At 50.9% G+C, this 12,596-nt stretch carries 3 protein-coding genes; all 3 read right to left on the bottom strand.

The window, feature by feature from the left end:
- The coding region (locus WC734_06305; GenBank protein MFA6198728.1) for an FG-GAP repeat protein at positions 1 to 1,375 on the bottom strand (1,375 nt) is incomplete at its 3' end.
- A 61-nt stretch (positions 1,376 to 1,436) separates the two neighbouring features.
- Positions 1,437 to 1,802 carry a four helix bundle protein gene (locus WC734_06310; protein ID MFA6198729.1) on the bottom strand — a complete coding sequence of 122 codons (366 nt, stop codon included), beginning with the start codon at positions 1,800 to 1,802 and terminating at the stop codon, positions 1,437 to 1,439.
- 49 nt (positions 1,803 to 1,851) lie between these two features.
- The gene (locus tag WC734_06315; protein ID MFA6198730.1) at positions 1,852 to 12,399 is read right to left on the bottom strand and encodes a tail fiber domain-containing protein; all 10,548 of its coding nucleotides are present in this window, start codon (positions 12,397 to 12,399) and stop codon (positions 1,852 to 1,854) included.
- Between the last annotated feature and the right edge of the window lie 197 nt (positions 12,400 to 12,596).

Raw genomic sequence — 12,596 nt, forward strand, 5'->3', positions numbered from 1 at the left:
GGCCGGTGTTAGTGGCATAGCCATAGGCGCCCACGGCGAGGTCGGTTTTGCCGTCATTATTGAAATCTCCGGCGGCGAGGGAATAGCCAAATTGGTCGCCGGTGTTTTCCCCGGTGATGATAGCATCGGCGGAGGCCGCGGCGGTGGGAAAAGCGGCATCGTCATAGAAGATATAAGCGCGCCCGGTGGCGGAGGTGTATCCATAGGCACCCACGGCGAGGTCGGTTTTGCCGTCATTATTGAAATCTCCGGCGGCGAGGGAATTACCGAAATAGTTGTTGGTGACTTCGCCGGAGATAGTACTCGCTGAATTGCTTGACCCCGGCGCGGTGAACTGGAGCGTCGGATCAAGGGCAATGGGATATTGGTCGGCTGGCACGGAAAATTCAAGTTTCAGAGTCTTGCCATCCTCAATTTTCCAATCCACCGTTTTTCGCTCCCCGTTTTTCCCGACATAGTAGGCCTGCGGGATAGTGAAATCCGGTTTCTGACCCCCTTGCTCCGTGATATCCTGGCCGCTGTCTTTGAGAATAGCTTGCCTTGCGCGTTCCATAAGCCCCGGGTCGACATTCGCCACCGCCTGCTGATTCTTTTCGTCTTTCCCGTCATCGAAAAAAACTTGCACCTGCCCCTGTTCGTCCAGTTTCAATTTCGCGTTTTGGAAAGTGTATGATTCGGCTTCTTGTCCGCTCCCTTTCTGATATACAATCCAGTTTTTGAGTTTTCGCTCCCCCACCGCCTGGTCTTTCTGGTAGGCATAATAGGCTGATTTTCTCCCCGAGCTATATTTGAGATAATCTTTTTCCGTTTGCGCTGAAAGTTTAACTTTAGGCGCTCCTAAAGTTGAACTTTGAGAACTTTGGGAATCGATTTTGTTCACCAAAAGTTGCGCAGAAAATTTGTCCGCGGTATTGTCGGCAATCAAAATAGTGCGCTGGCCATCAAGCTTCACTTCGATTGGTTTCGTGTAGTCTTTAGGGAGCTTCACGTTGATTTCGTTTTTGCTCTCCGGTTGTTTTTCATCAATTTGAAGCCCGTCTCCGTTTCCATGGGTTTCAATCTTCAGCCCGTCTTGCATATCATCTTTGAGCGTATAAGCGTCTTTTTCTTCGGCCATCGCCACCGCCGGCATGGCTTTGATGTCCGAAATGACTTGTTCGCCGGCTGTTCCGAACTTTTTGACATCATCCGCGAGCGTCCGGTTGTTTTTCCAATACGAATAATACCGCGCCGAAGAAAAACCGACGGACGCAATAAAAAGAATCACGACTACTCTCTTCCCCCAAAGCGGAAGAGCCCGCCAGAAATTTTTGGGATTTTTTGCTGAATATAGCAGGATTCGGAGGAGTTTTTTAGTTTTTTGTTTCAAGTTCATCTTTAAAGGCTAAAGGCTAAATTTTAAATTTGAAATCAATTTTAAATGAATAAATTTTTAATTATTTTTTTCCTTCTAGGGTTAGGATGATTTTTGAGAATATCAGCGTAAGCTCGTGGACTTCTTTCCATAATTTTCGACATGTTTCCTTGTGTTCCGGATTGGCTTTGGCGATGAGCTGCAGCCAGTATTTTGTTTCTTTTGCCTCCTTCTTACAGATATAAATTTTATTCTTGAAATCTTTTCTCAAACTGGCGCCGTTCGCCTCGCAATAGTTGGCTCCGACTGAAGTGGCTGATTTTACGAACTGGCTAATCATTGGAAGATTGACAACATCCCGCTTGATTTGTTTTGCGAAGATAATTGCTTCTTCGCTGAATTTCGCAGTTCTTTTTTCAAGATCAAAATTTTCTGATTTTTTGTTCATTTAGTAATTTGGGATTTGATTTAAAATTTCAAATTTATAATTTAGACTTCTAACGGCTTTCCACTATCCACCAGCTGAAGTTCGCATCCGCTTTGGACGGGTCAGAGAGTTTCACTGCGAAACCGGTATATTCTCCCGTATCTGCATCTTTCGTTTTCTCAACCCAATACCGCGCGCCCGGATCGCCTTCGAATGTGACAAAAATCTTGGCGGTTTCACTCACGGCCTTGGTTTCGATCTCCGCGCTCTTGCCATCAACTTTCGTTTCGTCATCCCAGCCGTCGCCATCCGCATCATTTTTGACGGCCAGAATTTTCCCGCCGCCGGTTGTTGGCGCATCGCTTGAATTTTTCACGGAATAGCTTCCCGCGACAACTCCATCAGCGTTCACTTCTTTCGCCTTGAATATACCCGCGAGGGTCGCGTTGCCGCTTGCATCTTGAGTGATGACATTGGCCGGGATTTCTCCAACGGTAATGGTCGCTGTGGCCAGTTTGTCTTCGAGAGCCTTGATCCTGTCTTCATGATTCAAGAGCTTGGCAGTGATCATATTTTCCGTTTCCATCATCGAAGTCAGGAGGTCAGTCGTGCTAGCTTCAAAAGTGGCGAGGTTGTTTTCCGATTCCGCGAGTTTCGATTGGGCGGCGGCGAGGTCTGTCTTAAGATTTGTGATGTCCTGTTCGTTTGCGCTGATACGTTCGCCTAAAGTTCGGCTATTGGCTTCGCCCAGAGCCAAACTTTGGCTGATGATGGTGAGTTTATCGTTCACAGCAGTCTGCAATTCATTGACATCGCCGGCTTGTTTTGTAATTTGTAATTTTTGATCATTTAGATTTTGGATTTGATTTGACATTTGGATTTGGACATTGGAAATTTCCGCCTGCTGTTCCTGGACGGCTTTGGTGAGCAGCGGCGTAAACATGGCATAGCTCAAACCTTTCATGCCGTTCGGCCCGGTGGAAACAAGTTCGGGAGAAATCTTTTCGACATCTTGCGCGATAAAGCCGATATGCGCCGGATCGGAAGCGGATTCTGTTTTGAAATTGTATTCGACGGGATTCAAGGCGAGGACTTTCTCAAGAGCCGATTCCATCGGTGAGATGTTTTTCTTGAGGCGGGCGTCGGAAGCGCTGTTCCACGATCCGTCCGTATCCACGTATCCGGAAGCCGTTCCCGTATAGACTTCGAGCTTGTAGCCGGGAATTGAAGTTCCGATTCCCACGCTCCCCTCGACCAGCATGCCGTTCTGCGGCGCGGTCGTTCCGATGCCCGCGTAGTTCGCGCCGATCTTCACGCCGCCGGCGACATCGAGGAGGTTGGTGGGAGCGGTGGTTCCGATGCCGACGTTGCCGCCGTTGACTATTAGCCCATAGTTGTTCGTCGCGCCGTTCGCCGAGAAGTATCCGGCGATATTGGTGGAGGTGGTTCCGGTGTTGGCAACGGTGGAATATAGGCCGTAGGCTGTGTGGCTGGCGATGGCATTCGCGCCGGTCCTGGCAATGCTCAAAATCTTGGTGCTGTTGCTTCCAAGGCCGGCAGTTGAAGTCGAGGACAGCGCCATTCCGGTTCCGCTCGTGAGAGAGTTGGCATTGTAGGTGAGGCCGGTGGTGGTAGTCCCGGTGAAGTTCTGTGTCCAGGTATACGTTGACTGGTTGAGAGTGAGGTTGGCATCAAGGTCGAGGGCGTTGTCAAACTGGGCAAAATCCAAAGTATTGCTCGCCACGCTCGCCGCCACGATCTGGCTCCAGGAAAGGACGCCCGTTCCGTCGTTTCGAAGAACATAATTGGCCGCGCCCTGGGCGGTCGGAAGAGTATAGGTGACATTGGCGGACTGGTCCCCGCCTTGGAAAACAGTGTAGTAGGTCGCGCCCGTGCTTTCGATGATCCCCAGGCTTCCCGCTACCGAGAGTTTTTGTCCGGGAGCGGCCGCTCCGATTCCGACATTCCCGTCGGAGGTGATGGATAGCGCCGCTGCCGTGCCGACCACTTGCCCTACGCCCATCTTGAAAACGCTGTCCGTGTCGTCGAGGCCGGCATAGAAGTCTTGGGATGATCCATCGAAGATCATGGAGGTGTCTTGGGCGGCGCCGGAGCCGAGGATGACGGATGATTCAGCTGTGTTGGAGCTCAACATGGAAAGATTGCCGCTCGCGTCGACTGAGAGAGTGGAATAGTTGGCGTCGTCATAAGCGAGGCGCAAAGCATTGTCCGTGCCAAAGACAGTCAGCTTGGCGAGAGAGTTGGTTGTTCCGATCCCCACATTTCCGCTGAAAAGCACCGTAAATTTCGCATTTACATCAAATAATCCGGCAGGAGCCGTCGTCCCGATGCCGACGTTTCCGCCAGATAGGACGGTCAGCTTGCCGTTCACGTCAAACTGTCCGGCGGGAGAAGTGGTACCGATACCGACGTTCGTGCCGTCATTAAAGAGATTGGTGTTTGCAGTCCAATCTGCTCCGTTCCAATAGAGAGTTTGTCCGGTGATGGTTCCGGCGGTGAGAGGAGAGATGGGATTTCCGTTGGCATAGTAGTTAGTGGCATTGATGTCTCCGGCGACGTTTAGCTTGTAGGTTCCGACAGCAGTTGTCCCTATCCCCACATTCGTGCCGTCGTCATAGATAACAGAACTGGAAAGGGCGCTCGCTCCGTTGCCTTTCAGAAGGTAATTCGAAGAGAAGGTCCCGGCTCCGGTTCCGCCTTGGGCGACGTTGAGGTATTGCTGGGAAGTGAGGGAGTTGGTTCCATTCCAAACGGCAACGTAGCCGTTGGTGCCGGTGCCGAGAGCCGCGGTGCCGGTGGCGGGAATAGTGAGGGTGTAATCTCCTGATGTTGAGAAAGTAAGGTTGTTAGTTCCGAAGTTGATAGTCTTTCCGTCGGCTCCGGAGAGAGTGAGAGAATTAGAAAGGTTGAGAGTTTTATCGTTCAAAATGAGTGTGCCTGTTCCCGTGGTGATGGTGATGCCATTGTAGGTGCCTCCTGTGACGTTGCCAGTCGAGGAAACTTGGAATTGATTCCCTGATCCGACTGAAAGAAGCTGGGTTGGGTTAGTAGAACCGATGCCAACGTTGCCTCCAGATGTTATTCGCAGCCTTTCCGTTAATGTACTTGAACCATCGGGAGTTGTTGAAAATGTAATTCGCCCAGGCATATCATTAGAACCCGGTGTCCCATCAACCGTGAAACTAATTACGGCCGCAGCAATTCTTGAAGCACCATCATAACCTTGTCCATAAATATTCCCCAAAACATCTCCCGATGAAACAATAGAAGGGGATTCAACAGTACCTCTCGTCTTGAGCATTACAAAGCTGTTTGCCACGGTAGCATTCCCTCCTGCAACCATTCGGAAATTGCTATTTCCATTTGAGCTCGATATAAAAGCTTCGGAGCCCGTGTATAAATCAGAATTGAGTGTTGTGCCATCGACTGAAAGATGTAATTTGGCCTCAGGCGCCGTCGTCCCGATGCCGACGTTACCGATTTTGTCTATTAGCATCCTTTCTCCACCGACTCCATTTGTAGAAAATACCAGGTCATAACCCCAAGCACTTCCAACTATCACTTTTCCTGTGCCCCAAGATAATAAACCTTGATCAGCTGCCGTTCCCCAAGCAGCCATGCCATCATTTGTAATTTTAAATTTTCCATATATATCCAAAGCCGCCCCCGGGCTCGTAGTCCCAATTCCCACATTCCCTCCGCTCGTCACAACGAAAGCAGTCGAACCAGAGTTGTTGACTTGGAATAGCTGGCTTGGCGCGGTCGTCCCGATGCCGACGCGACCTGATCGAGTTGAGCCTGTGCCTAAATTGATAATTAAATCTCCCCCTTGACCTCCCATAGACGAACCTCCATCGCCAGTCGTGATCGCAATATTACCGCCGAAAGAACCGGCGCCATGTGCACTGCCGCTCGTGAGATTTATGGCACCGCCGGTTCCTTCAGAACCGTTGTCTCCCGCCAATATATTAATCGGTCCTCCCGTAGCATAGTCGCCCGAAGCCGTGCCAACAATGTTTACTCCTCCGCCGTTACCAAAGCCAGAGGAGAGTCCGCCTTGCAAAATTAAGGTACCCCCAGCATTGTTGCTTATTAACCCCGCTGAGCCCGCGGCAACCGTTAAATCATAACCAGAACCAGACGTAAAGCGATCGGCTATTTTAAAGGTACGCGCTGCTCCTTGAGATAGAAAAATATCCCCATTCACTTCCAACGCCGCCTCCGGGTTCGTCGTCCCAATCCCCACGATCGTATTGTCATTGAAAAGATTGGTGGAAGCAGTCCAAGCGCTTCCGTTCCAGTAATTGGTCTGTCCGGTGTAGGATCCGGCGGTGGTGGTGGCGAGAGCCGTGCCTCCGACATAGTATGAGGTGGCGTTGATTGAGCCATTCACATTTAATCTGTAGGTTCCGACATCCGTGGTTCCGATGCCGATGTTGGTGCCGTTGAAATAGAAATTGTCGGAACCCGTTAGAGTGTTAGCATCGTTCCAATAGGCCATCTGGTATTGGGCTCCTGTTCCCAAAGCCGCGGTGCCGGTGGCGGGAATAGTGAGGGTGTAATCTCCTGATGTTGAGAAAGTAAGGTTGTTAGTTCCGAAGTTGATAGTCTTTCCGTCGGCTCCGGAGAGAGTGAGAGAATTAGAAAGGTTGAGAGTTTTATCGTTCAAAATGAGTGTGCCTGTTCCCGTGGTGATGGTGATGCCATTGTAGGTGCCTCCTGTGACGTTGCCAGTCGAGGAAACTTGGAATTGATTCCCTGATCCGACTGAAAGAAGCTGGGTTGGGTTGGTTGAACCCACCCCCACATTTCCGCCACTCAAGACTGTGAGTGCCGGAGCGGAGCCGGTGGTGCCGACGCCGAGGTTGAATCTGTCGTTCGTCGTGTCGTAGCTCATCCAGGCTTCGTCCGCGCTTGAAGTTCCGATGTGCAGCGTGTCCGCGCCGAGCCAGAGATTGGCAAAGCGCGCCGTGTCGGAGCCGAGATTATAAAGATCATTGTCGAGTGGCAGAATATCTTGCGACTTGGTCGTGTCGTTCAAAATCACTGATCCGGCGTTGGCGGCGGAGAGATATAAATTGAGATTGTCGCTCGGCGACTCGGTTTGGATATAGCCGGGTCCGTTGAATTTCAAGTAGCCGGCGGTCGTGTTGGTCAGATAGAGGTCGTAGGCCATGGAAACATCACCGGTGCCGGCGAAGTTCACCGGGTTTGAGAAAGTCGTTTGGGCGGGAGTGATGTCCAAGATATTGGTGCCGTTATAGTTGAGAGTTAGCAGAGAGCCGGTTCCGTCCGAGCGGATGTAGAGGCCGCCGGCGGCGGCATTGGTGGAAGTGTTGTAGAAATAGCCGATGTAGTCCGCGGAGCTGCCGTTAGCCTGGAAAAGATGGGTTGGAGCTGTTGTTCCGATTCCCACGTTTCCACCGGAGAGAACGGTCAGTTTTCCATTGACGTCAAAGAGTCCGGCGGGGGCGGTTGTTCCCACTCCGACGTTGCCGCCTGTTAGTACCGTAAATTTCGCATTTACATCGAATAATCCGGCCGGGGCGGTAGTGCCAATGCCGACGTTGGTTCCGTCATTAAAGAGGGCTGTGTTCGCCGTCCAGTCTGCGCCATCCCAGTAGAGAGTTTGCCCCGTGATGGTTCCGTCAGCGGGCAAACCGGAAGCAAGAGTTCCGGAGGTATAGAGGCCGTTTTTGAATGTCAGTCCTCCAGTGGTGGCAGAAGCTCCCTGGGTATTGTCGTTTGAATAATAGTCGGTGGCATGGACAGAACCGCTGACATTGAGTTTGTAAGTTCCTACATCCGTGGTTCCAATTCCGATGTTGGTTCCGTTGAAATAGAAGTTGTCGGAACCGGTGAGGGTGTTGGCAGTGTTCCAATAGGCCATCTGGTTGGTTGCTCCTGTTCCCAAAGCCGCGGTGCCGGTGGCGGGGATGGTGAGAGTGTATGAGCCTGCTCCTGTCGCCAGAGTTCCGTTCCCCGAGATGGTGACGCCGTTGTAGGTTCCGCCGGTGACGTTGCCGGCTGAGAAAACTTGGAATTGGGAGGTGGCACCCACGGAAAGGAGGGCGAGGGGGTTGGTAGTCCCGATGCCGACGTTGCCTCCCGAAGTTATAACGAATGGGTTTGATGCTGAATCATTTACCTGGAAGAGCTGGGAGGGAGCGGTAGTTCCGATGCCGACGTTGCCTTGAGACCCGAAACCTGTGTGCGCTAAAATTACATTTCCATTTTCAGCTATTCCATCTCCGCCGGAAATATAAACATTGCCACCAAGTCCAATACCCATCCCCCCTGATATATTCACTTTGCCCCCAGAATCGTTTCCTAGGCCGCCATATAAATTCAAATTCCCTCCGCTGCCGACTGGAATACTTGATCCTGCAGCAATACTTAGGTTATTTCCGCCGCCACTTTTATCGGCTACTCTAATTACACTGTCACTTTCACTTGAAAATAATAGGTCTCCATTAATTGCTAATTTCGCCCCCGGACTCGTGGTTCCTATCCCCACGTTTGCTCCGTCGTCATAAATTACAGAAGACGCGATCGCGCTCGTTCCGTTGCCTTTGAGAAGGTAATTCGAAGAGAAGGTCCCAGCTCCGGTTCCGCCTTGGGCGACGTTGAGGTATTGCTGGGAAGTGAGAGAGTTGGTTCCATTCCAGACAGCTACGTATCCGTTGGCGCCAGTTCCGAGAGCCGCCGTGCCGGTGGCGGGGATGGTCAGGGTGTAATCTCCTGATGTTGATAAAGTTAGGTTATTAGTTCCAAAATTGATAGTCTTTCCGTCGGCTCCGGAGAGAGTGAGTGAATTGGAAAGATTGAGAGTTTTGTCATTCAAAGTGAGGGTGCCTGTTCCGGTGGTAATGGTGATGCCGTTGTAGGTGCCTCCAGTGACGTTGCCAGTCGAGGAAACTTGGAATTGATTCCCTGCCCCAATGGAAAGAGGCTGTGTTGGGTTAGTGGAACCGATGCCGACGTTGCCTTGAATTCTCATTCCATTTGCAAAACTTGCCAATCCCTGGCTAAACAATCCTCCCGGCCCGATTTCCAAAGAAGTGTTGGCATAAATTTTGTCCGTCGTGAAATTGCCGGCAACATCCATATTATCAGCTGAAATATTGCCCGCCCAAAGCGTACTTGTGGAAATTCCCGGCAATTCTGCAATCACTATTTTTCGATTGGCAATATCTGTGATATAAGCGTATTTTCCGTTTATAAATATATCATCAATTGTATTCAAATTCACCGGATCAACCAGTGAAGCGGCAAGCGTCGGATTGGTCGGGTTGGAAAGATCGTACACATATAAACCGGAATCGACCGCCGTATGATAAAGATAATTTCCTGCCACTTCTATAACCCAAGGATGAGTAGCCGCGACCGAGGAAGTCAAGGAAGGTAAAGTAGGATCGGAAATATCGATCACTTCAATTTTGTTCCCCCCATAATTGGCGACGTAGGCATACTTGCCTGAAATCGATACTCCGAGAAGAGTGTTAAAACTCGCATCGTTGAGCGAACCAGCAAGTTGGATACTGGCCGGATTGGAAATATCCAAAATCAGAAAGTAGGGAGTGGAGCTTGTGTCATCGGTGACATAGGCGTATTTTCCTTTGACAGTGACCCATTCCGGGTGCTTCAGTTTTGCGTCGCTGAAAGAACTGACAATTTTGGGGCTGGCCGGATTGGAAATATCAATCGCGGCAAGACTGTTCCCATTGGCATTGACGACAAAGGCATAATTTCCGGAAATGTCCATGTCTTCCGCTCCGTTCAACAAACTTGCGTCCGTGATTGATCCGACGATCGAAGGAGAATTCGGATTGGAAATATCGATGACCACGAAAGCATTGGCTTTCATGGACGCGACATATGCGTATTTGCCGATGACCTTGAACCCCTCGGCGCCATCCAACAAGGCATCGGTATTTTGACTGACCAGAGTAGGATTGTCCGGATCGGAAACATCTATGATGCTGAAGGCGCTTACGTTCGGATGAAAAGATCCGTTATTGGATGTCATATACGCGTATTTGCCGATAACCTGTACCCATCCCGCACCGAAAAAATTATCGTCGTACAATGACCCTCTCAAAATAGGATTGACAGCCTGAACATTTACACTTCCCTTAACCGTCAGTTGGGAATTCGGCGAGGTCGTCCCGATCCCCACATTCCCTCCACTTGTCACAACAAAAGCGCTGGTTCCGGAGTTGTTGACTTGGAAGAGTTGGCTTGGGAGAGTGGTGCCGATCCCCACATTTGTATTGTTGTTGAAGAGATTAGTGTTCGCTGTCCAAGCGGCTCCATCCCAATAGAGAGTCTGACCGGTGATGGTTCCGGCAGTGAGAGGAGAGATGGGATTTCCGTTGGCATAGTAATTGGAAGCGTTGATGTCTCCGGCGACGTTCAGCTTGTAGGTTCCGACAGCAGTTGTCCCTATCCCCACATTGGTGCCGTCGTCATAAATCACCGAGCTCGTTAGGACGGAGGTTCCATTGCCTTTGAGAAGATAATTAGTATTGAATGTTCCGGCTCCGGTTCCGCCTTGGGCGACGTTCAGATATTGCTGGGAAGTGAGGGAGTTGGCGGCTCCCCAGACAGCCACGTAGTTTTCCGTGCCGGTGCCGGTTACGGGATTAGTAAGAGCTGTTTGGAAATCGGAGGAATGATGTCCATCGAGGAGATCGGCGTTGAGATTGGTGTTGACTGTAGTGGAAGTAACGCTGAAAGGAGCAGTTCCGTCGGCAAGGGTGGAGATGAGTTGTCCGTTAGTCCTTATGGAACCGTTGACATCAAGAGCTTGCCCTGGGGCAGTGGTGCCGATGCCGACGTTGCCTGTGCTATCTATCCTCATCCTTTCATTCGAAGTCGCTATACCTCCGGTTTGGAAACGAATATCACCAGTAGCACCGTAAGCGCTAATCCACCACGGACCATCACTACTACCCATCACTCCAGAACCAGCCCAAGCTGGGACAGTAGTATAAGATGGTGACACTCTCTCCAAAAACGCCAGTTTACTATTATCGCCTTCTAGAAATAAGACGGTTCGTCCTCCTGTGCCATTCGTTGAATTTTTTACTAGCAACTCCGTCGTAGCATTTTGGTTTTTTTCAATGTGTAGCAACTGGCTCGGACTCGTCGTCCCGATGCCGACGTTGCCGCCGCTTGTTATTCTCATTTTTTCCGCACCTCCAGACCCCAATACTAACGGAATCCCTGCGACAGATATTAATCCTGACGAATTAGCTGGATAGGTAATGCTTCCACTTCCGACTCTGCTAATACCAGGATTTGCATATAATCCGATAGCAGTTCCTTGACCGTAGAGATATGCGTCACTATAACCAGCATTATTTGAGTCTGCCTGAACAGTGAAGTTGTCTGAAAGAGTGTTTTTTACTCGAAAAGTCCCAACTATATCAAGCATTTTCCCCGGATTCGTCGTCCCGATGCCGACGTTGCCCCCGCTCGTCACGACGAAGGCTGAAGTTCCGGAATTGTTGACTTGAAAAAGCTGGCTCGGGAGAGTCGTCCCGATCCCCACATTAGCGTTGTTGTTGAATAAAGTTGTGTTCGCTGTCCAAGCCGCTCCATCCCAATAGAGAGTTTGTCCGGTGATGGTTCCGGCAGTGAGAGGAGAGATGGGATTTCCGTTGGCATAGTAATTGGAAGCGTTGATGTCTCCGGCGACGTTCAGTTTGTAGGTTCCGACGGCAGTTGTCCCGATCCCCACGTTGGTCCCGTCGTCATAGATGACCGAAGACGAGATGGCGCTTGTGCCGTTGCCTTTCAGAAGATAATTCGAAGAGAAAGTTCCGGCTCCGGTTCCGCCTTGGGCAACGTTCAGGTATTGCTGGGAGGTGAGAGAGTTGGTTCCGTTCCAGACAGCTACGTAGCCGTTGGTTCCGGTGCCGAGAGCCGCCGTGCCGGTGGCGGGAATTGTCAATGTGTAATCTCCGGAAGTTGAGAATGTCAGGTTGTTAGTTCCAAAGTTGATCGTCTTTCCGTCGGCGCCGGCGAGAGTGAGTGAATTGGAAAGATTGAGAGTTTTGTCGTTCAAAATGAGTGTGCCTGTTCCCGTGGTGATGGTGATGCCATTGTAGGTGCCTCCTGTGACGTTGCCAGTCGAGGAAACTTGGAATTGATTCCCTGATCCGACTGAAAGAAGCTGGGTTGGGTTGGTTGAACCCACCCCCACATTTCCGCCACTCAAGACTGTGAGTGCCGGAGCGGAGCCGGTGGTGCCGACGCCGAGATTGAAGCGGTCGTTCGTCGTGTCGTAGCTCATCCAGGCTTCGTCCGCGCTTGAAGTTCCGATGTGCAGCGTGTCCGCGCCGAGCCAGAGATTGGCAAAGCGCGCCGTGTCGGAGCCGAGGTTATATGTATCGTCCGCGTCGGGCAAAATATCTCCCGCCATCTGCAAAGTATCCGCGATGACGACATAGCCGGAGTTGGCCGCCGAGAGAGTGAGGTCCAGATTGTCGCTCGGCGATTCGGTCTGGATATAGCCGGGACCGTTGAATTTCAAGTAGCCCGCTGTGGTGTTGGTAAGATAGAGGTCATATGCGATGGAGACGTCGCCCATGCCCGCGAAGTTCACCGGATTCGAGAAAGTGGTTTGCGCCGGAGTGATGTCAAGAATGTTCGTGCCGTTGTAGTTGAGAGTTAGCAGAGAGCCGGTTCCGTCGGAGCGGATGTAGAGGCCAGCGGCGGCGGCATTTGTGGAAGTGTTGTAAAAATAGCCGATGTAATCGGAGGAGCTGCCGTTAGTCTGGAAAAGAT

The sequence above is a fragment of the Patescibacteria group bacterium genome (genome assembly GCA_041661625.1).
Taxonomy (GTDB): Bacteria; Patescibacteriota; Patescibacteriia; order JAHIZJ01; family JAHIZJ01; genus JBAZUB01.